The 20,774-nt window shown below is 60.8% G+C and carries 22 protein-coding genes, 1 tRNA gene and 1 other RNA gene; 7 read left to right on the top strand and 17 right to left on the bottom strand.

Annotation, left to right across the window (positions count from 1 at the left end; all coding sequences use genetic code 11):
- Positions 1-116: 116 nt before the first annotated feature.
- From VJR29_11710 to VJR29_11720, 3 genes are all read right to left on the bottom strand, one after another.
- The gene (locus tag VJR29_11710) at positions 117-1,235 is read right to left on the bottom strand and encodes a helix-turn-helix transcriptional regulator (GenBank protein ID HKY64075.1); all 1,119 of its coding nucleotides are present in this window, start codon (positions 1,233-1,235) and stop codon (positions 117-119) included.
- A gap of 166 nt (positions 1,236-1,401) precedes the next feature.
- Positions 1,402-1,744: RNase P RNA component class A (rnpB, locus tag VJR29_11715), an RNA gene on the bottom strand.
- A gap of 165 nt (positions 1,745-1,909) precedes the next feature.
- Complete coding sequence (locus tag VJR29_11720; GenBank protein HKY64076.1) at positions 1,910-2,404, bottom strand: cytochrome c oxidase assembly factor Coa1 family protein; 495 nt, start codon at positions 2,402-2,404, stop codon at positions 1,910-1,912.
- 56 nt (positions 2,405-2,460) lie between these two features.
- Here VJR29_11720 and VJR29_11725 point away from each other — a divergent pair, with 56 nt between their 5' ends.
- Both VJR29_11725 and VJR29_11730 read left to right on the top strand, forming a co-directional pair.
- Positions 2,461-3,222, top strand: a complete 762-nt coding sequence (locus tag VJR29_11725) for a DUF72 domain-containing protein (protein HKY64077.1) — start codon at positions 2,461-2,463, stop codon at positions 3,220-3,222.
- Positions 3,223-3,265: 43 nt separating this feature from the next.
- Positions 3,266-5,503: a DUF11 domain-containing protein gene (locus VJR29_11730; GenBank protein ID HKY64078.1), complete on the top strand. Its 2,238-nt coding sequence runs from the start codon at positions 3,266-3,268 to the stop codon at positions 5,501-5,503.
- 21 nt (positions 5,504-5,524) lie between these two features.
- Here the strand turns inward: VJR29_11730 and VJR29_11735 are convergent, their stop codons facing one another.
- From VJR29_11735 to hisB, 14 genes are all read right to left on the bottom strand, one after another.
- Positions 5,525-5,941: a ribonuclease HI family protein gene (locus VJR29_11735; GenBank protein ID HKY64079.1), complete on the bottom strand. Its 417-nt coding sequence runs from the start codon at positions 5,939-5,941 to the stop codon at positions 5,525-5,527.
- Entirely contained in the window at positions 5,938-6,216 is a 279-nt protein-coding gene (locus tag VJR29_11740; GenBank protein HKY64080.1) for a hypothetical protein, read from the bottom strand. The genes VJR29_11735 and VJR29_11740 overlap by 4 nt, the downstream gene beginning before the upstream one ends.
- A 37-nt stretch (positions 6,217-6,253) precedes the next feature.
- The gene (locus VJR29_11745) at positions 6,254-6,955 is read right to left on the bottom strand and encodes a C4-type zinc ribbon domain-containing protein (protein ID HKY64081.1); all 702 of its coding nucleotides are present in this window, start codon (positions 6,953-6,955) and stop codon (positions 6,254-6,256) included.
- Positions 6,956-7,131: 176 nt separating this feature from the next.
- Positions 7,132-7,205 (bottom strand) — tRNA-Ile (locus tag VJR29_11750).
- A gap of 29 nt (positions 7,206-7,234) precedes the next feature.
- Positions 7,235-9,103 (bottom strand): RNA polymerase sigma factor RpoD, encoded by a 1,869-nt coding sequence (gene rpoD, locus VJR29_11755; GenBank protein HKY64082.1) that lies wholly within the window; start codon positions 9,101-9,103, stop codon positions 7,235-7,237.
- A complete protein-coding gene (gene dnaG / locus VJR29_11760; GenBank protein ID HKY64083.1) occupies positions 9,084-10,844 on the bottom strand; it encodes a DNA primase in 1,761 nt (586 codons plus the stop codon). Before dnaG ends, rpoD begins: the two co-directional genes overlap by 20 nt.
- Before the next feature lie 183 nt (positions 10,845-11,027).
- Positions 11,028-11,474, bottom strand: a complete 447-nt coding sequence (locus VJR29_11765) for a GatB/YqeY domain-containing protein (protein HKY64084.1) — start codon at positions 11,472-11,474, stop codon at positions 11,028-11,030.
- A gap of 66 nt (positions 11,475-11,540) precedes the next feature.
- Positions 11,541-11,732, bottom strand: a complete 192-nt coding sequence (gene rpsU, locus VJR29_11770) for a 30S ribosomal protein S21 (protein ID HKY64085.1) — start codon at positions 11,730-11,732, stop codon at positions 11,541-11,543.
- A gap of 125 nt (positions 11,733-11,857) precedes the next feature.
- Positions 11,858-12,205 (bottom strand): histidine triad nucleotide-binding protein, encoded by a 348-nt coding sequence (locus VJR29_11775; GenBank protein HKY64086.1) that lies wholly within the window; start codon positions 12,203-12,205, stop codon positions 11,858-11,860.
- 139 nt (positions 12,206-12,344) lie between these two features.
- Complete coding sequence (gene hisI, locus VJR29_11780) at positions 12,345-12,734, bottom strand: phosphoribosyl-AMP cyclohydrolase (protein ID HKY64087.1); 390 nt, start codon at positions 12,732-12,734, stop codon at positions 12,345-12,347.
- 15 nt (positions 12,735-12,749) lie between these two features.
- Complete coding sequence (hisF, locus tag VJR29_11785; protein HKY64088.1) at positions 12,750-13,505, bottom strand: imidazole glycerol phosphate synthase subunit HisF; 756 nt, start codon at positions 13,503-13,505, stop codon at positions 12,750-12,752.
- 1 nt (position 13,506) lies between these two features.
- Complete coding sequence (gene hisA, locus VJR29_11790; GenBank protein ID HKY64089.1) at positions 13,507-14,235, bottom strand: 1-(5-phosphoribosyl)-5-[(5-phosphoribosylamino)methylideneamino]imidazole-4-carboxamide isomerase; 729 nt, start codon at positions 14,233-14,235, stop codon at positions 13,507-13,509.
- A complete protein-coding gene (gene hisH, locus VJR29_11795; GenBank protein HKY64090.1) occupies positions 14,232-14,837 on the bottom strand; it encodes an imidazole glycerol phosphate synthase subunit HisH in 606 nt (201 codons plus the stop codon). Before hisH ends, hisA begins: the two co-directional genes overlap by 4 nt.
- A gap of 9 nt (positions 14,838-14,846) precedes the next feature.
- Positions 14,847-15,434, bottom strand: coding sequence for an imidazoleglycerol-phosphate dehydratase HisB (gene hisB, locus VJR29_11800; protein ID HKY64091.1), 588 nt, complete (start codon positions 15,432-15,434; stop codon positions 14,847-14,849).
- A gap of 161 nt (positions 15,435-15,595) precedes the next feature.
- Here hisB and bioB point away from each other — a divergent pair, with 161 nt between their 5' ends.
- Genes bioB through VJR29_11825 form a run of 5 tightly spaced genes read left to right on the top strand, consistent with a single transcriptional unit; the run spans position 15,596 to position 20,774 of the window.
- Entirely contained in the window at positions 15,596-16,609 is a 1,014-nt protein-coding gene (gene bioB / locus VJR29_11805) for a biotin synthase BioB (protein HKY64092.1), read from the top strand.
- Positions 16,575-17,723 (top strand): 8-amino-7-oxononanoate synthase, encoded by a 1,149-nt coding sequence (gene bioF / locus VJR29_11810; protein ID HKY64093.1) that lies wholly within the window; start codon positions 16,575-16,577, stop codon positions 17,721-17,723. Before bioB ends, bioF begins: the two co-directional genes overlap by 35 nt.
- Positions 17,724-18,425 carry a dethiobiotin synthase gene (gene bioD / locus VJR29_11815; protein HKY64094.1) on the top strand — a complete coding sequence of 234 codons (702 nt, stop codon included), beginning with the start codon at positions 17,724-17,726 and terminating at the stop codon, positions 18,423-18,425.
- Positions 18,415-19,500 (top strand): hypothetical protein, encoded by a 1,086-nt coding sequence (locus VJR29_11820; GenBank protein HKY64095.1) that lies wholly within the window; start codon positions 18,415-18,417, stop codon positions 19,498-19,500. The genes bioD and VJR29_11820 overlap by 11 nt, the downstream gene beginning before the upstream one ends.
- A gap of 23 nt (positions 19,501-19,523) precedes the next feature.
- Positions 19,524-20,774: an ATP-binding protein gene (locus VJR29_11825; GenBank protein HKY64096.1), complete on the top strand. Its 1,251-nt coding sequence runs from the start codon at positions 19,524-19,526 to the stop codon at positions 20,772-20,774.

The following is a 20,774-nucleotide window of genomic DNA, read 5'->3' on the forward strand; positions in this document are numbered from 1 at the left end:
TTTAGGCTAGGGGCAAAATATCGCGAAAGGGGAAAGGGGCGCGCCCTCCGAAAGGAGTATTCTTCTGACCCGCTCAAGGGATAATTTCAACGCCACGAATCAGCGGGGGCGCGGCCTTATCGAGCGGAAGATGCTAAGGGAAGGTATTTATTGGCCAAAAATGCAGCCTCGGTCCGGGTATGCGCTTGGAGTTTGTCTAAGATATGCTTGACGTGCGTCCGAACGGTTTCAATCGAGACATACAGTCGTTGCGCAATGGAGGCGTTGGTCAAACCGAGCACCAGGAATTCGAGCACCCGTTTCTCGGCGGGGGATAGACCCCAGGAATTAACGACTTCACAATGATTCTCACCGCCTTTTATATCACTTAGAAAGAAAGCGAGGACCACTGGCGACCCGTTTGAGGTCCGGCACACCGAAAGACCGGCTTGGGCCGTTCTTCCGTCGTGCAATGTCAAAGTATGCTCGGTGGTGGGCGCGGCCGAATCCAACGCCACTTTCTTCAAAGCGGCCTGCCCAAGGTTTTTAGCCGCAGTCACCAATTTCTCGGGCATGTGTTTTTTAGGGTCAAAATTCGGCCCCAGTAAAAAGCGCGCCGGCCCGGAAATCCAAAGTAAACGGCCGTCGGCACCAAGGGCCAAGCAAGGCTGAGTGGCGGTCTTTTGGATGAGCGCCTCCAAACCCAACCATTCGTTTTCCAAAACCTCGAAACGCTCGATGCGTCGCACGGCACTGGCGAAAGCCGGAAGCAAACGATAGGCGAGATCAATGTCCTGCTGAGAAAAATTGGATTGGCGACTGCTACGACCCAGCAGCACCCCTGCCGTTCCCGGCGTACCGAAGGGTGGAGAAGTGAACCGAAGCAAACAAAGATCGTCCATTTCGTAAAACCGGTAATGCTCGTGGTAGGCGTCGCTCTGCCGGAAGCGTCTCGCGCCCATGTTTTGCACAGGGCAAAAAACCGCCAGGCGCGGATCGGCTTTGACGATGATTTCCCAAATGGGATCCTTGCTTAAAAAGTGAGCCGTGTATTGCGGTATGTCGTTTCGGAGGCTTCCGCCGATCGGATAAAGGCGGCCTTGCTCATCAAAACGGAAAAACGCGGTCGTGGAAGCCTTTAACAGTTGCGCCAGCCTGGGGATCGCTTCTTCATCCAATTGGCCGAAATTCAACGCTTCCGAGGAGGATAAAATGGTATCGATAATTTGCTGGTTCGCGCCGTTGCTTTTCGCCATCCAAAGATCCCCCCTTAGGCTACGATAGTGCCTTTAAGGGGCCATTTCCAGCCGAAAAGGAGAGGGTGATGAACAGCTGACGCGGTCCAGAGCCTTGCGGGACTTGTAGACGCGCACACATTTTGGGTAGAAAAGGTCGGGGCGGAAACCTTTCGGAATCCGCCCCGATAGCGGCAGGCCATAAGCCGGGTTCTGTTCTATGCGGTCATTTCTCTAGCCTTCCGCTTGCGCGGAAGATCGAAGCAGCCTACCCGCCACGCGTGTTGCCAATCCGCCGGGCCGACGGACAATCCTTTCGGATTCGCGGGGCTTATTTGGCCTTGCACCCCGTAGAGTTTACCGGATTTCACTACTGCGTGAGCTTGTTTCCAAGCCCACCGTACTTGCTTTCTGTTGCACTGTTCCTGACTCGGTTGCCCGAGCCGGCGGCCGTTAGCCGCTACGGTGCCCTTTGGTGCCCGGACTTTCCTCTTCACCCCGAAGGATGAAGCGACCGCGCGCCTTGCCTCGGCGCTAAGTTAGAGGAGCCGAACTAAAAAAAAAAAGCGAAAATTCCCCCCTTTGAAAAAGGGGGTGAGGGGGGATTTAAAGCCGCTGCAAAAACGAGGAGCTTCTTTTTAATGAAGCATCATTGCAAATCCCCCCTGCCCCCCTTTTTCAAAGGGGGGTGGAATTTAGGGTAGGGGGACATTGATGCTCCGACCATTGTCCAGCCGCAGCCGGCCCGATTCGTAGGCCCAGACATCGTGGCGTTTGACGAAATAGGCGTAGAATTTACCTTTGGCCAAGCTGCCTTTCACCGAGACGCTGAAATTGGCGGTGCCGGAGCCGCCGCTGCGGGTGCTGATGCCGCCGTTGGCCCAGCCGACGTCTTGAATTTCGCCCAGAGCTTGGCGGATCACCGGACTTTCTCGGACGACTTTCACGGTCATCTTGGCCGGCTCCGAATTGGACAAGAAATAAAATAGCGCCGCGATGAACAGGCCGGTGAGAAAGACGATAACGGCGACTCCCAGCGGCCAAAGCCGCCGGCGCGGGCTTTCCAAGGGATTGCCAAAATGGGTCGGGGAATGTCCGGTCGAAGGCTGGTAAGCTTGGACCGCTCCGCACTGGGAGCAGAAACGGGCTTGGTCCTCCAGGCCTTTACCGCAGGCGCTGCAAATTCTCATGGTGGGCTCCTCGAATCCTTTTGCATTCTTTGGTCGGCCTCTTCAAGCTTGAAGGCATGGCCAAGATCTACCTCGGCACTTCGGGTTGGGCCTACAAGGAATGGGGCAAGCTCTTCTTCCCCAAGGAATTGCCCCAGAGCGAGCACCTTTCCTATCTTGCCCGGCACTTCAACAGCGTCGAGATCAACGCCACCTTCTACCGCCTCCAGCCGCCGAAAAATTTCGAAACTTGGCGCAAGAAGACGCCCAGAGGCTTTCGCTTCTCGGTGAAAGTCTCGCGCTACATCACCCACATCGAGCGGATGAAGGAGGTGCGGGCGGCTTGGAAGCGCTTCCTCAAGACCACCCTGCCGCTCAAGGAGAAGATGGGGGTTTTCCTACTGCAGTTTCCCGAGTTCTTCCACGGCAGCCCCGACACCGAAAAGCGCTTCGCCGATTTCTTCAAAGCCGCCGCCAAGGACGGCAAATACCGCAAGGCGGTCGAGTTCCGCCATGAGAGCTGCTTCACCGATTCGATGCGGGCCATCCTCGAGGATTACGGAGTCGGCACGGTGATCGCCAATTCCTCGAAGTACCCGACGGCGCCTTGGGAGCCGACCGCCGATTTCGTTTACTTTCGGCTCCACGGCCCCCGCCGGATGTTCGGCTCCTCCTATTCCGACCGGCAGTTGGAGGTCTGGGCCAAGAAGATGCGGGCCTTCCTGAAACAGGGGAAGGACGTCTACGTTTATTTCAACAATGACATGCACGCCAATGCCGCGGCCAACGCCCAGGTCCTGCAGAAAATGCTGGGCGGAAAGAAGGTCTTCGCGGCATAATCGGGGTCCAGGGTTGAACGGACAGGATTAGAACGGAGGCTCCATGAGAGGCAACTATCTGTCCGGCGCTCTTGCCCTGGCCTTTTTCCTGCAATTTTTTTCACCGGGCGGAGCCGACGCCGCCCCTTTCCCATCGACGCCGGCGGCTTACCTTTCCAATTCACCCAGCTCGACCACCCAGCTGATTTTTATCGATCAGACCGCCGATCCCTATGCCTTCGACAATATCGGGGCCGGCGTTTCGCCCATCTATAATTCGATGGGCTTCAATCCGACGGATCAGTTTCTCTACGCCTTTGCCAACAGCACCAACGCCGTCTTTCGAATCCACAGCGATGGCAGCGTCGACGACCTCGGCCCAACCACCGGCTGGGGGCCGCCGGCTTTCAACGATTTCAATTCGGCGGCTGGAACCTTCACGGCCGCCGGCACCTTTCTAATCGGTTCCAGCACCCGGCTGGTCGAGATCGACGTCACGACGACGCCGGCAACCGTCCTCAGCTCGGTGACCCTGACCGGCGTTCCCTTTGGCTCCAATTTTTCGGACTGGGCGATCCACCCCCTGACCGGCGCACTCTACGGCGTGGCCGGGAACACCCTGAGGAACATCGATCCCGGCACCGGAGCGGTGACCGCGATCGGCGCCAACGGCTGCGACGGCTGTGGCAATCCCGGCGCGGCTTGGTTCGGGGCCGACGGCAGCCTCTTCGTCCAAGTCAACTCGACCGGCGATTTTTACCGCGGCGACGTGGCGACCGGCGCCTTCAGCTTGGTGGCCAACGGCCCGACTTCCAGCTCCCAGGACGCCGCTTCCAATCCCTTCGCGCCGGATTTGGAAAAGTCGGTCTCGCCGGCCACCGTCGAGGTTGGCAACGAAGTGACCTACACCTACACGATCTTGAACCCCGGCCCTTCGGTCGGCAGCGCCGACTTCAGCGATACCTTGCCGGCCGGGCTGGTCTACGTTGCCGGCAGCTTGGCCAATCCCTTCGGCGGCACGGTCAACAGCTATGCAGGCACCGACACTTTGACCATTGCCGGGCTCACGATTCCGGCGGGCTCCGGCTCCTCGATCACGGTCCAGGTTTTGGCCTCGACGACCGGAATCAAGGAGAATCAGGCCGAGCTCACTTTCACGACCTTGGGCGTGCCGACCAATATCCTTTCGGATGAGCCGGGAAACGCTTTGAAGCCCGATCCCACGACCTTGGACGTTGTTTTGATTCCGGTGCCGACGCCAACGCCGACTCCTACTCCTTCGCCGACACCGCCGCCTCCGACGCCCGAAGCCAACCTCGGCATCACCAAGGCGGTGCTGAGCGGCCAGCCGGTGACGGTGGGATCGACGGTCCAATATCAGGTAACGGTGAGCAATCTGGGGCCCGACGAAGCGACCGGAGTGCGTGTCACCGATCTCCAATCCGGCCCCTTCGCCGCCATCTCGAATATCGGGGGAGACTTGAGCGACGGCGATTGCGCGCCGCTGGCCGGGGATCAGAACGGCGTCGAGTGCGATTTGCCGAACATCCCCAACGGCGGCAGCGTGACTTTCACCTATGAAACCAGCCTTTCGGCCGAAGGCACTTGGAACGATCAAGTGGCGGTGGCCTCGATCGAGCAAGACCCGGTCTTGGAGAATCGCTTGGCCAATGCCTTCGTGATCAGCTCCGATCCGCCATCGGTCAGCGACCTTTCGATCGAGGTGACTCCGTCCTCGCCCAGCGTGCCGCCGGGCCAACCCATCGATTACACGATGACGATCGTCAACCACGGCCCCGACGATGCCCAGGACGTCGTGCTCACCGGGGTGATCCAGGGAGCGATCGGCGACATCTCGATGCCCCAATTGCCGCCGGGGGTGACCGGTGGCTGCGGCGTTTCCGGCAACACCTTCACCTGCAATATCGATTCGATTCCGGCCGGCTCCGGGCCGGTGGCGGTCACGTTCTCGGTGACGCCGACGGCCCCGGGTCTCATCGACATTCAACTAACCGTCGGCGGCGGTACCGAGGATCCGAACCTCGGCAACAACGCCGTCATCAACGAAGTGGTGGCCCAGCAGGCGCCGCCGACTCCGACGCCGACCCCGAATCCGACACCGCCGCCAACTCCCACTCCGACTCCGACCCCTTTCGGGGGGCTGATCGAGGGCAGCGGAAATATTTGGTGCTCGATGAGCCCTGGCGAAGGGTCCGGCAGCCGCTGGAGCGTCTTGGGCCTGGGGTTGGGATTGCTGGGGATGCTGAGCTTGAGGCTTCGCGGTCGCAAAGTCTCATCCTGAACGGGGCCCCGGTCGTGACATTTACGGAGTAAGGCCGCGATCCATCGCTAGATTGGCTAACTTGTCGGCCTCGGCGTTCTTTTCGCGGGGAATGTGCTCGACCTGGTAACGCTTGAAGCCGCCGAGCAAATCCATCACTTGGGCGTGAAGCTTTTGCAGAGTCGGCTCTTTCACTCGATATTCGCCGGCAATTTGCTTGACCACCAATTGCGAATCCATTCGCACCGCGACTTCCTCGGCCTGCTGGCGCTGGGCTTCCTTCAGGCCGAAGATCAGGGCGCTGTATTCGGCGACGTTGTTGGTCGTTTCTCCGAGGTATTTATAGATGCGGGCGACGGTCGCGCCGTCCTCGCTCTCGAGGTAAGCGCCGGCGCCGGCCGGGCCCGGATTGCCCCGGGAGCCGCCGTCGGCGTAGACGAAAAGCCGCTTGAAACTCAATTGCCCAGGCCCTTGAGCAGGAGCTTGGCCTCGCGGGGGCTGAGCTGGGCCAGGAGCTTGCGGAAGGGCTCGGCCAGTTCCTTCCAGTCCCGAAAGTCGGGGACCTCGGCGGCTTCCGGCGCCTCGGCCTTGAGCTTGGCGGCGAGGCTCTTGAGCGCGGCGCCAAGAGCTTGGCGTGAAACGGTTCCCAAGCCTTTCAGCGAATCGAAGCTTTCGTGGTCGTTGAGGTAGAGCAGCAGTTCAGCCAAGGTGTCGGCGGGCAGGGGTCCGTACATGTCGATCTCCTCTCGATCTCTCGCGGTCCGGGCGAGATTAAAACTCTAAGAACAATAAGCGATGGCAATTCGGGCAAGACTGAATTTCGAAGGTCTTCCGAATTTCGATATAGAGCTGCGGCGGCACGCTCATGAAGCATTCCTGACAGGTGCCTTCGACCAGCTTGGCGGCCGGCGGCTGGCGCTTGGCTTGGATGCGGATGTATTTATGACGAATATCCTCCGGCAGGGAGGAAAGTTGCTCGTTGAGTTGAGTCTCGAGACCGCCGAGCCGCTGCTTGAGCTCGTCGAGCTTGCCTTGGATCTGGCCCCGCTCCTGCTCGACGGCGGCCGCTAATTCCTGGCGGCGGCTTTCGAGCGGCGCGACCTCGGTCTTCAAGGCCTCGGCGTCGCCGAGGAGCTTGACGATCGCGGCCTCGCGATCCTTGATCGAGGTCTTGCCGGTGGAAATTTCCTTGAGGACCGCCTGATATTCCTTGGTGGTCTTGATGCCGTGGAGCCGCTCTTCCTTGACCTTGAGCGTGGCGCCGTCGCCTTCGATGTCGGATTTGTGGCGCTTGACTTCGCCTTCGGCCTTTTCCAAGGCCGCTTTCTTTTGCTGGTATTGGGCGTCGAGAGCTTCGAGCTCGCCCTCGAGTTGACGGACCTTGGCGGGGAGCTCCTCCAGGTCGTCTTTGATGTTCTGAATCTCTTGAGCGATGCTGACGGTTTGAGCCAGTCGCTGCATGTGGTCTTTCATGGAGTCCTTTAATTCATTTTTCAAAAATGGGCCGAGAAGGAGTCGAACCTTCGACCGCCCGGTTATGAGCCGGGAGGTTTATTCGCAAGCTCGGAGCAAGTCCGAGCTTGCTAAAGCCCAGGGGGAGTTAACGCCTCCCCCTTCAACCCCCATCGTTCAAAGTAAATCCTAATAAGTGGGCCGAGAAGGAGTCGAACCTTCGACCGCCCGGTTATGAGCCGGGAGCTCTAACCAACTGAGCTATCGGCCCTAAAACCGATGGCGCAGCTATAACAAAGATCACCAGTCGACGAAACTTTTAAGTTTCTTGGCCCGCGAGGGATGGCGGAGCTTGCGCAGCGCCTTGGCCTCGATCTGCCGGATGCGCTCACGGGTGACCGAGAAATCGCGGCCGACCTCTTCCAAGGTGTGATCGGATTTTTCGCCGATGCCGAAGCGCATCCGCAAAACTTTCTCTTCGCGCGGCGTCAGGGTCGACAGCACCTTGGTCGTGGTCTCGGAGAGGTTCATGTTGACCACCGCCTCCGAGGGGTTGATCACGCTCTTGTCCTCGATGAAGTCGCCCAAATGGCTGTCCTCTTCCTCGCCGATCGGGGTTTCGAGCGAGATCGGCTCCTTGGCGATCTTGAGGACCTTGCGGACCTTCTCCAGCGGCAATTCCATCTTCTCGGCGATCTCCTCGGGCGTGGGCTCGCGGCCCAAATCCTGGACCAGGTAGCGCGAGGTCCGGACCAGCTTGTTGATCGTCTCGATCATGTGGACCGGGATGCGGATCGTCCGGGCCTGGTCGGCGATGGCTCGGGTGATGGCCTGGCGGATCCACCAGGTGGCGTAGGTCGAGAACTTGTAGCCCCGGCGGTACTCGAACTTGTCGACCGCCTTCATCAGGCCGATGTTGCCCTCTTGGATCAGGTCGAGGAACTGGAGGCCGCGGTTGGTGTACTTCTTGGCGATGCTGACGACCAAGCGGAGGTTGGCCTCGATCAGCTCGCTCTTGGCCCGGTCGGCCATGAACTGGTTGCGCTTAATGTCGTGGAAGAGGTCGTGGAGGGCTCGGCTGGTGTAGCCGTATTCCTCCTCGAGCATCTTGACCTTGCGGCCGGCGGCTTGGACGGTCTTGAGCATGTTCTCGACCTCTTCCTTGGAGACGTCGAGGTCCTTGGCCAGCTTGCGCATCATGTAGCTGCTCTTCTTGGCCTTCTTGAGCTTGTCGAGACCTTCGATGGAATCGGCCTCGTCGATCTTGGCGCCATAGCTCGAGATGATCGCTTCCTGGGCGTTGATCTGGTCGATCATCTCCTTGATCTTGTCGATGATCTTGTTGATCGCCTTGCGATTGAAGCGGATCTCCTTGACGTTGGCCAAAAGCTTCTGCTTCGACTCTTCGACCGCCTTGTTGGCGTTCTCCTTGGCTTTCTTGGAGAGCGAGGCCTGCTTGCTCTTCTTGGCGTGGCGCTCGTATTCCTTGGCCAGGGTCTTGAACTTGACGAAGTGCTTCATGATCTGGGCCCGGAAGGCTTCCTCGTCGAAGTTCTCGTCCTGGGTCAGGTCGTCGACGTCCTTGACCACGTCGGAGAGCCGGACCTTGGCCTTCTTGACGTTCTCGCCCAGATTCAAGATCTCGTTCATGCCGAAGGGGCTGGTGATCAGGGTGACCAGGACGTCGTCCTCGTGCTGCTCGATGCGCTTGGCGATCTCGACCTCGCCCTCGCGGGTGAGCAGGGCCACCGAGCCCATCTTTCGGAGGTACATCCGCACCGGGTCGCTGGATTTGCCGAAGGAGTCGGCGCTGGCGGCGGCCGCGGCGGCGGCCTCGACTTCGACCTCGACTTCTTCGCTGTCGCCCTCGTCGTCGGCCTCGCCTTCGTCGTCCTCTTCCTTTTCCTCTTTATTGGCGGCCGCGGTGGCGCGGGCGGCGACGGCGGCCGGTACCTTCTTCTTGCCCTTGGCGGCGATGCTCTTGCCGTCCTCTTCCTTTTCGACGATCTCGATATCGAGCTCGTCGAAAACGCTCAGGACGTCGTCGATCTGATCGGCCGAGGTGACATCGTCGGGCAAGGCCTCGTTGATGTCTTCGTAGGTGAGGAAGCCACGTTCCTTGCCGAGCTCGATCAAACCTTGAATGTCGTTAGTTTTTTCCTTGGTCATAGCTCCTCGCTTTATCCTTCAAAACCTGAGACAGGGCCTGCACTTTCTCATGCAGTAGATGGATCTCCGGACCCTGGCTTCGCAAGGCCTGCAGCTCGGCTTTTAAGCGCCGTTCTTTGAAGCGAAGCAGGGCCTGGTCCAGGCTCCGCCGCGCCGTCGCCGCGTCGTCCATCCCGTCGGGCCGCATGGCCAATTCCGTCAAAATCGTCAGCAAACCCGGTGGGGCGACTTCGAGGAATCTGCCAGTTTTTCCATAAGGTTCGCTCTTTGCCAACTCCCAAAAAGCCCGGGCTGTTTCGGCCAGACTTTCCTCGGAGAAGTCCCGGGGCTCGATGGCCTGGAGGATGTCTTCCCGAAGTACCGGGAATTTCAGCCAGATTTCGAGCAGAGCCTCCTCCTCGGGCAGGCCGCTGAAGGCCCTGGCCGGCGACGGCGACGGCTTGACCGGCCCCGAACGGCGTAAAGCCGGCCGGGCCGCCGGGGCATGGAGCCATTCCTCGGGCATGTCGAAACACTCCGCCAAACGGCGTCGATAGAGATTTTGAACGATGGAATCGGGAATCTTTTCTATCAAAGCCATCAGCCGGCGAGCCGCCCGGCCCTTTTGTTCCAAGGCCGCGGGCCCTCGCCCCACCGAAGCTGCCCACTTATCGATGAGTTCTTCCAAAAGGTTTCTCCGCTCGGCGAGCTTTTTTTCGAAGGCCAAACGGCCGTAACGACGCAGGTAGGAATCGGGGTCTTCGCCGCCCTCCAGCCGGACGATTTGGGGGATCACCCCCTGGGCCAAGAGCACGTCCAAGGCCCGGAGGCTGGCTTCCTCGCCGGCCTGGTCGCCGTCGAAAAGCAGAACGATTTCAGCGCCCAGGCGCTGGAGCGACTTGGCGTGATGGGGCGTGAGGGCCGTTCCCAGGGGGGCAATGGCCTGGGCAAAGCCGTGAACATGGAGAGTGATGACGTCGAGGTAGCCCTCGACCAGCAGGATTTGGTTCTTCCGCTTGAGCTCGTTTTTGGCCAGATGAAAGCCGTAGAAGAGCTCGCCCTTCTTGAAAAACTCCGACTCCGGCGAGTTGAGGTACTTGGGCCCCTCGTCCTTTTCGTGGAAGAGCCGGCCGCCCAGGCCCACCGCTTTCTTGTCGTGGCGGAAGATCGGGAAGATCAGGCGGCCGCGGAAAAACTCGCGGCGACCGCGATAGAGCGAGTATTTCTCCAGGATCTCGCGGGGCAGGCCCTTGGCCTCGAGCCGGCCGGCCAGGCCCGACTCCTGGGTCGGGCAATAGCCGATGTGGAAGGCCTCGACCGCCGATTCCGGGATCTGGCGCTTGGCCAAATAGGCCCAAGCCTCGTGGTTCTTGGGCAGGTTCTTCAAATAGCAGTGGTAGTACCAGGCGGCCTGGCGCAGGACCTCGAGGCCGGTTTCGCGGCGCTGCTTGGCCGCCGGATCGGCCGGGCCGCTGGAGGCCACCGCCACGCCGGCCCGCTCGGCCAGCCGCTCGACGGCCTCGGGGAAGCTCAAGCTTTCGAGCTTCATCAGGAAATGGAAGACGTTGCCGCCGGTGGCGCAGCCGAAACAGTGGAAGGTGTCGCGCTCGGGGCTGACGATGAAAGAGGGCGATTTCTCTTGGTGAAAGGGGCAGAGGCCTTTGTAGTTTTTGCCGGCCTTCTTTAGTTGGACCTGCTCGCCGATGAATTCGACGATCGAAATTCGTTCTCGGATCTCAGAGAGTTGTTCTTCCGAAAACAAGGGCCACACCTCGGTTGTTTTGTTTTTCACCAGGTCCGATGGTGAATTCTCATCCCAACAAAGCTTTTACTTTTTCGCTCAGCGCCTTGCCGATGATTCGCCAGCCCGGAGCAAGTCCGGACTGGCTAAAGCCCAGGGGGAGTTACCTCCTCCCCCTTCAACCCCCACCGGTCAGGGTTAGCGCTATCCAGCTAGTAAATTCTTCACCTTCTCGCTCAGCGCCTTGCCATCGGTGCGCCCCGTCGTCTTGGGCATGAGCGCTTTCATCACCTTGCCCATGTCCTTGGCGCCCTGGGCGCCGGTTTCGGCGATGGCCTCGCGGACGAGCTTTTCGAGCTCCTCCGCCGAGAGCTGCTGCGGCAAAAATTCTTCGATCACCTTGAGCTCGGCCAATTCCTTGTCGACCAGATCCTGGCGGCCGCCGCTCTTGAAGGCTTCGATCGATTCCCGGCGCTGCTTGGCCAGGGTCGAGAGGGCTTGGATCACCTCGTCGTCGCTCAAATCGCGGCGGGCGTCGATGGCCTTGTTCTTCAGGACCGACTTGATGTTGCGGAGGAACATCAGGCGGTCCTGCTCCCGGGCCTTCATCGCTTCCTTCAACTGATTTTCAATGTCCTGATAGAGCGGCATGGTGATGATGAAATACGCGACGCCCGGATCGCTCCGGGGTCACGATGCTGGCAAAATTTTCGTACTTTAATCGCGGTACTGCTTCTTGACGGCCCGTTTGCGGGCGGCGACGGCCTTGCGTTTCTTCTTGATGCTGGGCTTCTCGTAGTGTTCGCGCTTGCGGACTTCGGAAAGAATTCCCGCCTTCTCGCACTGCTTCTTGAAGCGCCGCATGGCAGCTTCGAAAGATTCCCCTTCACGAATTTGAATGCCGGGCATGAAGACCTCGAATTTCCTTTTAGATTCAGACCTTTATAGCTCATTTCCCCCGGGGCTGGCAAGCCGGAGAAAGCGGCCAAGAGGCGGAGGGTATATGGGGGGTGGAGACCTAAGTCAAGCCCTCATTAGCCGACCAGGGAACCGCCCATTTGGCGGCCTCCCAGCAGGTGTAGGTGGACGTGGAAGACGGTCTGGCCGCCCTCGGGATTGACGTTCATGGCCAGGCGGTAGCCCCGTTCCTGAATGCCCTTTTCGGCGGCCAGGTGGCGGGCCGCCCGGTGCATTTCCTCGACCACCTGGAGCTCGCCCTCGGGGATCTCATTCAGGTTGGAATAGTGGGCCTTGGGAATGATCAGGAGGTGGATCGGAGCCTGGGGATGGAGGTCGGCGAAGGCCAGGACCCTTTCATTTTCGAAGAGGGGGGTGACCGGGATCTCTTTCTTGGCGATCTTGCAGAAGATGCAGGAATCCATCTGGCGCCTTCTTTCCTCCCCCTTTGAAAAAGGGGGATCGAGGGAGATTTGAAGCGGTGGATTGAAATGCAGCAGCCGATGCTTCGCTTGTGCGGCGGCTTTTAAATCCCCCCTGGCCCCCCTTTTTCAAAGGGGGGAATTACTTCTTATACACCTTTTCTTCCTCGAACAATTTCTCACCGACTTCCTTCACCTGGTCGCCCTCGATCTTGTTGAAGAAGCAGCTGCGATAGCCGGTGTGGCAAGCGGCGACGTTCTGCTTGATCTTGATCAGCAGGGCGTCCTTGTCGCAGTCGAAGTAGATCTCTTTCACCTCCTGGGTGTGGCCGCTGGACTCGCCCTTGACCCAGAGCTTCTGGCGGGAGCGCGACCAGTAAGTCGCGAGCTTGGTTTCGAGGGTGGCCTTGAGCGATTCCCGGTTCATGAAGGCGAACATGAGGATTTCGCCGTTCTCGTGATCTTGGAGGATGGTCGCAATCAGGCCCTTGTCGTCGAATTTGAGTTGGTCGATGATTTTGTCGTAGTTCATGGCTTCACTTCCTGTTCAATCCCTAACCGGCACGCCTTTCTCTTTCAAATAGTCTTTCACGCCTTGGACCGTCAGCTCCTTGAAGTGGAAGATCGAGGCGGCGAGGGCGGCGTCGGCCCGGCCCTCGGTCAAACCTTGGTAGATGTCCTCCATCGTCCCGACGCCGCCGGAAGCGATCACCGGCACCGTCACTTGCTCGGCCACGGCCTTGAGCAGGGCGATGTCGTAGCCGGCCTTGGTGCCGTCGCGGTCCATGCTGGTGAGCAGGATCTCGCCGGCGCCGAATTTTTCCATCTTATGGCACCAGAGCGGGGCGTCGAGGCCGGTCGGGGTTCGGCCGCCGTGGATGAAGACTTCCCAGCCTTGGAGGGCCCGCTTGGCGTCGACCGCGACGACGATGCACTGGCTGCCGAACTTGTCGGCGGCCCGGCGGACGAATTCGGGGTCCTGGACCGCCGCGGTGTTGATCGAGACCTTGTCGGCGCCGGCGTTGAGCAGGTTGCGGATGTCCTGAAGCTCGCGGATGCCGCCGCCGACGGTGACCGGCATGAAGCAATGGTCGGCGGTGCGCTCGACGACGTCGAGGATGATCTTGCGCCGCTCATGGCTGGCGGTGATGTCGAGGAAGGTCAGCTCGTCGGCGCCTTGGCGCTCGTACTCCTCGGCCACCGCGACCGGATCGCCGGCGTCGACGAGGTTCAAGAATTGGGTTCCCTTGACGACTCGGCCGTCCTTGACGTCGAGGCAGGGGATGATGCGTTTGGTCAGCATATCAGCTCTTCGCGATGTTGATCGCGTCTTTCAACGAGAATTTGTTCTCGTAAATCGCCTTGCCGGTGATCACACCGAGCAGCTTACAATCCTCCAGCTCGACCAAAGAACGGATGTCCTCGAGCGAGGAAATGCCGCCGGAGGCGATGACCGGCAGCTCGGTGACTTTCAGCACCTCTTTCAAGGCTTCGAGGTTGGGGCCGGTCAGCATCCCGTCGCGAGCGATGTCGGTGAAGATCAGCGAGTGGACGCCCTCGAGCGGCGCGCTTTTAAGGTAATCGGCGACGCTCAAGCCGGTCGTCTCGGTCCAGCCCTGGACCGCGATCTTGCCGGCCTTGGTGTCGAGGCCTAGAGCGAGTCGCTTGGGATGAGCCTCACCCAACTCCTTTAAGAATCCCGGATCTTGGACCGCCTTGGTGCCGACCACGACTCGCGAGACGTTCTCGGCGAAGTAGGCGTCGGCGGCCTCGACCGTCCGGATCCCGCCGCCGACTTGCAGATGGAGCGGACCGGCTTCGCGGGCCATCCGAGCGATCAATTCCAAGTGGACCGGCCTTCCGGCCTTGGCGGCGTCGAGGTCGACGACGTGGATCCATTCCGCGCCCTCGTCCTTGAATTGACGGACCAGCGAGAGCGGATCGTCGGAATAAGCCGTGACTTGGTCATAGTCGCCTTGGCGCAGCCGCACGGCCTTGCCGTCTTTCAAATCGATGGCCGGGAAAACGATCATAGCTTGACGAAGCGCTCCAGAATCTTGAGCCCCACTTTTTGGGACTTCTCGGGGTGGAATTGGGTGGCGAAAATATTGTCCTTCTCCAGCGCGGCCGCGAAAGTTTGGCCGTAGTCCGAGGTCGCCGCCACCAGGCCCTTGGGTTTGGCCGGCTCGACGTAATAGCTGTGAACGAAGTAGACGAATTCCTCGTCCAAACCCTTCAGCAAGGTCGGCGAACCCTTCAGCTTGAGCTGGTTCCAACCCATGTGCGGCACCTTCAAGCCGGAATCGGCCGGAAAGCGGCGCACTTTGCCGGGGATGACGCCGAGGCCTTCATAGCGCCCGCCTTCTTCGCTTTCATCGGCCAGAAGCTGCATGCCGACGCAGATGCCGAGAAAGGGCCGGCCCGAAGCGATGAACTCCTTCACCGGCTCGGCCAAACCATATTCCTTCAGATTGCCGATGCAGTCGCGGAAGGCGCCGACGCCCGGCAGGATGACCTTGTCGGCCTTGGTCAGGGCCTTGGGGTCGCGGGTGATCTTGGCCTTGCCGCCGACGTGCTCGACGGCCTTCGAGACGCTGCGAAGGTTGCCCATGTCGTAGTCGATGATCGCGATCATTGGATTCTCTTACAAGGTGCCCTTGGTCGAGGGCACGCCCTTGACTCGGGGATCGAGCTGGGTCGCCATGTCGACCGCCTTGGCCAGGGCCTTGAACATCGACTCGACGATATGATGGCGGTTGCGCCCGTACCAGACCTGAACGTGGAGGTTGATCAGAGCCGCGTTGGTAAAGCCCTGGAACCACTCGGGAACCAGCTCGACGTCGAAGGTCCCGATCCGCCCGGTCTTGAGCTTGGACTGGTAGATCAGGCAGGGCCGGCCGGCGAAGTCCACCGCCGCCGTGGTCAAAACCTCGTCCATCGGCAGGGTGAAGTGGCCGTAGCGCTTCATGCCTTTCTTGTCGCCGATCGCCTTCTTGAAGGCCTCGCCCAAGGCGATGCCGACGTCCTCGACGGTGTGGTGGAGGTCGACATGGACGTCGCCCTTGGCCTTCAGCGTCAGGTCGAAGAGCCCGTGCTTGGCGAAGGCTTCCATCATGTGGTTGAGGAAGGGGATCGGGGTGTCGACCTTGTACTTCCCGGAGCCGTCGACGTTGAGCTCGACCGTGATCTGGGTTTCCTTGGTGTTTCTAACGATTTTAGCCTTGCGGGACATTTTTACTCCGCAAATTCTCTGAATTTGCTGCGCGGCTGGAGCAAGTCCAGCCTTGCGGGGTTAGGCAAGCTAGGGGATTTTCCGGGCCTTGTCAAACCAGAGGGCGGAAAGCCGTTGCCAGAGGCCCCCGGCCTGTTTTAGTAAAGCCACCGAGGTTTTTCATGGAATCCCAATCGAAAGGCATCGATGTCGAAGAGGCCCGCCGCATTATGGCGATGGAGGAGGCCGAATTTTTCGCGACCGTCATGCCGAAGGCCAAGGCCCTCCGCGAGGCCCATTTCGCCAACGAGATCAGCTTCTGCTCGATCGTCAACGCCAAGAGCGGGGCCTGCGTCGAGAGCTGCAGCTTTTGCGCCCAATCCAATTCCTACAAAGGAGCCCAGGCGCCGGTCTACCCGCTGATGAGTGCCGAGAAGATCCTGGCGGCGGCCAAGGAAGCCGAGGGCTACGGCGCCACCGAATTCTCCATCGTGACCAGCGGCCGCGGGATGACCAAGGCGAAGGAGCTCGACACGATGGTCGATGCCATCACCCAGATCCGCCAGCAGACCCAGGTCGAGACCTGCGCTTCCTTGGGCCTGATGAGCCGTGAAGATCTCCTCCGCCTCAAAGAAGCCGGGATGATCAACTACCATCACAACATCGAGACGGCGAAGAGCTACTTTCCCAATATCGTCACCAGCCACAGCTGGGAAGACGAGGTCGCCACCGTCAAGCACGCCAAGGAGCTGGGTTTCCAAGTTTGCTGCGGCGGCATCTTCGGCATGGGCGAAAGCCTGGAGCAGCGGGTCGAGTTCATTTTCCAGCTGAAGGACATCGATCCCGATTCGATCCCGATCAATTTCTTGAATCCGCGGCCGGGCACCCCGCTGGCCGACAAGCACGACCTGACGCCGCTCGATTGCCTGAAGATCATCGCGGTCCTTCGCCTGGCCATGCCCGACAAGGAGCTCTTCGTCTGCGGCGGCCGCGAGGTCAACATGAAGGAATTCCAAGAGCTGATGTTCGACGCCGGCGCCAGCGGCACCATGCTCGGCAACTATCTCACCACCCAAGGCCGCAGCCCCGAGCAGGACCTCCAACTGATCCGCGATTTGGGCCTGGTTCCGGTCAGCCCCCATCGCAAGGGAAAGGCCGCCCGTGAGCTTGCAGAGACTCCAAAACAAGCTGGCTGAGCTGGAGTCGGAAGGCCGGCTGCGCGGTCTCCGCGAAGTCGCGAGTCCCCAAGGCCGCATCCTGCGCCAAGGCGGACGCGAATACCTCAATTTCTCCTCCAACGATTATTTAGGCTTGGCTGCTTCGCCGGAGCTGAAGGCCGCCTTCGCCCGCGGCATCGAGCGCTGGGGCACCGGTTCCGGCGCCTCCCGCTTGGTCAATGGCTCGCTGAAGCCCTTTCACGATTTGGAACGGGCCTTGGCCGAGTTCAAGGGAACCGAGGCCGCCTTGCTCTTCAATTCCGGCTATCACGCCAACTTGGGGGCCTTGAGCTGCCTGCTCGGCGAAGGCGACCTGGTTTTCTCCGACGAGCTGAACCACGCCTCGATGATCGACGGCCTCCGCCTTTCCAAAGCGGAACGTTTGCTCTATCGCCATAACGATTTGAACGATTTGCGCGAGAAGATGGTCCGAGCCCGGGCCCAGGGTAAAAACGGTCAGTTTCTCATCGCCGCCGAAACGGTCTTCTCGATGGACGGCGACCGGGCGCCGCTCGACGGCCTGCTCGCCTTGGCGGCCGAGCTCGACGCCTGGCTTTATCTCGACGAGGCTCACGCCACCGGGATCTTCGGCCCGAGCGGCGCCGGCTGCTTCGAAGCTTTTCGCCGCGATCCACGCGGCAAAGATCGCGTCATTCAGATGGGCACCGTGGGCAAGGCCCTGGGCTGCTTCGGCGCCTACGTCGCCGGGCCGCGGGTCTTGATCGATTATCTCGTCAATCGAGCTCGCCCCTTCATCTACACGACGGCGCTTCCGCCGGCCTTGGCCGAGGCGGCCTTGGAAGCTTTGCGCTTGGTCGGCGCCAAGCCCGAGCTCCGCCAAGGCCTGTGGCGAAACATCGAGCAGGTCCAAGCGGCGGGCCGCCCGCTGGAATCGCCGATCCTGCCGATCATCGTCGGAAGCTCCGAAAAAGCCCTGCAAGCGAGCCGAGCTTTGTTCGAACAAGGCCTCTGGGTCAGCGCGATCCGCCCGCCCACCGTGGCCGAGGGCAGCGCCCGGCTCCGGGTCACGCTGAGCGCCTTCCACGAGCCCGCGGATTTGGTCCGATTGCTCCGGGCGCTGGAGGGATTTTAGATGGCCGGCCTCTTCATCACCGGCACCGACACCGGCGTCGGCAAGACCCTGGTCACCGCCGGGATCGCGGCCTACCTCAAGGAGCGGGGCCTCGACGTCGCGGCGATGAAGCCGGTGGAGAGCGGCTGCCTTTCGGGCTCGCCGGAGAGCGATTCGGTCTTCTTGAAAAAGACGATCCCGCTGGCCGACGATTTGGATTTGATCAACACTTACGCCTTCGAGCCGCCCTTGGCCCCGGGCCTGGCCGCCCGGCTCGAAGGGGTGGAGATTTCCTTCGACCGGATCCTGGAGAATTTCCACCGGCTCGAGCTCTTGCATCGCTGGGTTTTGGTGGAGGGGGCCGGCGGTTTGCGGGTGCCCTTGGCTCCAAACCGGGAGGTCTCCGACTTGATCGCCGCCATGAAGCTGCCGGTCTTGGTCGTGGCCCGGATGGCCCTGGGCACGGTGAACCATTCGCTGCTCACCTTGGAAGCCTTGGAGCGGCGGGGCCTCGAGGTCGCCGGCTTGGTCTTCAATGGCGTCGCCAAGGAAATGGACGCCTCGGCCCGTCACAACGTCGAGCTCTTGGCCGAGCGGAGCCGGGTTCCGATCTGGGGAGTCTTGGGCCATCTCGAAAAGGCCCGGGACCGAAGCGAATTGCTGGCCAAGGTTCGGGTCGGTCTCGGTCCAGCCTTGGAGAGGTATTTCGAAATTGGATGCTAAGGCCGCCATACCCTCGCGCGATTGGATCGGCTCGCCGGCGATCGACTTGACCTTTTTCGGCTTCGGCTGGATTCCGGTTTTTCTGGCCTACGTCTGGGCCGAGAAGGCCGGGATGAAGGGCACGGTTTGGCCGATCCTGCTGGTCTTCGTCTTGTTCGTTAACTTTTCCCATCGCCATTTGACGCTGCCGCTGGTTTACGCCGATCCCGAGCAATTTTCCCGGCGCCGCGGCGCCTACATCGGGCTGCCGATTTTCTTTCTCCTGCTGACGGCGGCGACCTTGCTCTACATCGAGCCGACCCCAGCCAAGCCGATCCGGCCGCTCTTCACCGCCTTGGTTTTCGTCAGCGTGGCCTGGACGATCTATCACACCCTGATGCAGAAGATGGGGATCCTCCGGATCTACTCGCGCAAGGCCGGCTACGGCAGCGCCCGCCTCGACAAGGCGATGGTCTTTTCCTGGTTCGCCTTCCTCTTCTTCGCCTGCGCCGCTTCGCCGGCGATCGAGCGGCGGGCGGCCAAGCTCAGCTCAGCCGGCCGAATTCTCAAGAATCTTCTGCAGCCGGTCTTTCCCTTCCTGCCTTACGTCGCTTGGCTGGCCCTGGCGCTCGCGCTGGCCGTGACCTTGCTTTATCTCAAGGCCGAATGGTCGGCCCGCGGGCGCTTCCATTGGCCCAAGAACCTCTTCCTGCTGAGCATTCTCGCCCTCTACGCCGCCTTCCTCTATGATTTCCTAGTCGGCTACGCGGTCTTCGGCTTCTCCCACGCGATCGAGTACCTGGCCTTCGTCTACATCTTCGCCGGCCGGAAATACCGGGCCCGGGCGCCCGGCTCCTCCTGGATGGCCAAGGCGGTGAGCCGCCAGGCCTTGAGCTTCGGGATCTTCCTGGTGGCGATGGGACTGTTCTTCCTGCCCTGGCGCCTCATCTCCAAGGGCACCTTGCAGTGGTACATCGTCGGGAGCAGCTTCCTTCATTTCATCTATGACGGCTGGATTTGGAAAGTCCGGGACCCCCAAGTGGCTAGGCCGCTGGGGATTCCCGAAACACTGGGCGAAGGAGCTCCCATCGTCTAGAATGCCTTGCATCGGAGTAAGGAATGGCCAAGACCTTACGCTATCAACCCGTCCTTTTAGACCTCGCCAAATCCGACTGGCGCGATTTGGGCCGCTCCCTCACCAAGATCACCGAATTGGATGCCCACAGCCTGGAGGTCCAGCGGGTCGGCATCTGGCTCTTCAACCCCGAGCGCAGCGCGATCGTCTGCGAGGAATTGTACCTGCTCCAGGAAGACCAACACCTGCGCGGAACCGTCCTCTACGCCAAGGATTATCCCAGATATTTCCAGGCCCTCGAGGAAAGCCGGATCCTGCCGGCCGAGGACGCCGTCAACGACCCGCGGACCTCGGAGTTTGCCGAAGGCTATCTCAAGCCCCAAGGCATCTCCTCGATGATGGACGTGCCGGTCCGCCTGGAAGGAAAAGTCGTCGGCATCCTCTGTCACGAGCACGTCGGCGAGAAGCGCGAATGGTCGCCGGAGGATCAGGAATTCGCCACTTCGGTGGCCGATATGGTCTCGCTGGCCTACACCGCCGCCGCCCGGCATCGGGCCGAGGCGGCCCTGCATGAAAAAACCCAGGAGCTCGAGCGGTCGAACCAGGAGCTGGAGAGTTTCGCCTACGTCGCCTCCCACGACCTGCAGGAGCCGCTCCATTCGATCATCGCCTTTGTCGACCGATTGAACGGCATGAAGACCGCCGAGCTCGAGGAAAAGGGCGGCGATCTCCTGCTCCGCATGCAAAGGTCGGCCTTGCGGATGCAACGGCTCATCGACGATCTCTTGGAGTATTCGCGGATCGGCTTGCGCAAGGGCCCGATGGAGCGGATCGAGCTGAAGCCTTTCCTGGCCGAGCTCGCGGCCGACCTCGAATACCGCTTGAACGAGAGCGGCGGTCGCCTCGAGGTCGCGGCCGCGCCCGACGTCTCGGCCGACCCCTTCCAGGTCCGCCGTCTGTTTCAGAACCTCATCGCCAATTCCTTGAAGTTTCGCCGGCCCGGGGTCGCTCCCCTGGTCAAGGTTTCGGGCCGGGTTCTGGAGGGGAGATTTTGCGAGATCGAGGTCGAGGACAACGGGATCGGTTTCGAGGAGAAGTACGCCGAGCAGATCTTCAAGCCCTTCACCCGGCTCAACCCCCATTCGGCCTTCGAGGGCAGCGGCATCGGCCTGGCGGTCTGCCGCAAGATCGTGGAGCGCCACGGCGGGACCATCACGGCCCGAAGCGTTCCGGGGAAGGGCTCGCGCTTTTGCTTCACCTTGCCATCGGCAGGCAAGGCTTCGACCGCTTCTTAA

The organism is bacterium, from assembly GCA_035281585.1.
Lineage (GTDB): Bacteria > UBA10199 > UBA10199 > DSSB01 > DSSB01 > DATEDP01.